Genomic DNA, 770 nt, shown 5'->3' with positions numbered 1-770 from the left:
GCTTATCTGTTGTTCCGTCAGATCTACTTGCCAGGGCTGCCCTTTGGTGAGTTGTCGGCCTTGAAGCTTTCCACGGTTCAGCCACTTATAAACTGTCTGCTCGGTGACGCCCAGTGCGGCGGCGGCGCCCTGGATGGAGTAACTGCCATCGGGCCAGCGAGGAGGGTTGTGCTCCACGCCGTTGATCTTGACCGTGGGGATATTCCAGCGCCGGCGCAGCAGGTGAAGCGTATTGTGGTCGAACATGCCGCCAAGACTGTTGCGCAGTCCCTCGGCATTGAGCGCAGCAGCGACCTGGGCGTCCATCATTCCTGCAGCATTGAGCTCGCGGATCCGCTGTTCAAGCACTTCCGCATGCGCAGCTGCGGCATAGGACTGAGTTTTGCGCGTGACCCAATGCTCGGTGGCGGCGCCGGATTGCCATATGATGCGGATCCACACCATGCCCTTTGCGCGCCGCTGATCGAGAACGACCTTATCAATGACGAGGCGAAGCAGCGCCTTTCGTTCGCTATTCCCGATCCTTTCCCACAGTTCCGGCAAGTCGATACCGAACGCCGCTATGCGTTCGCGGTCCTCAGAGCTCAGGCTGGTCGCCTGCTCCTTCTTCCAGCGCCGATAGTCCTGTTCAACCTTTTCGACGTCGCGCAGCTTGTTCTCCCATATCGCTTCGAGGGATCGGGCAACGAGCCGGTTTTCGGGTTCGACCGCGTCATATTGTCGCCGGGCACGCTCGCATTCATACTCAGCGCGCTCTCGCTTGAGCGCCC

The 770-nt window shown here is 60.1% G+C and carries 1 pseudogene; it reads right to left on the bottom strand.

Features of this window, described 5'->3' with window-relative positions:
* A pseudogene (locus ABD050_RS28975) lies at window positions 1-770 on the bottom strand (helix-turn-helix domain-containing protein); the annotation flags it as partial.

The organism is Sphingomonas oligophenolica (assembly GCF_039522915.1).
In the GTDB taxonomy this organism is placed as follows: Bacteria; Pseudomonadota; Alphaproteobacteria; order Sphingomonadales; family Sphingomonadaceae; genus Sphingomonas; species Sphingomonas oligophenolica.
The sequence above is the reverse complement of the archived record's forward strand: the minus strand, read 5'-3'. Positions and strand labels throughout refer to the sequence as shown.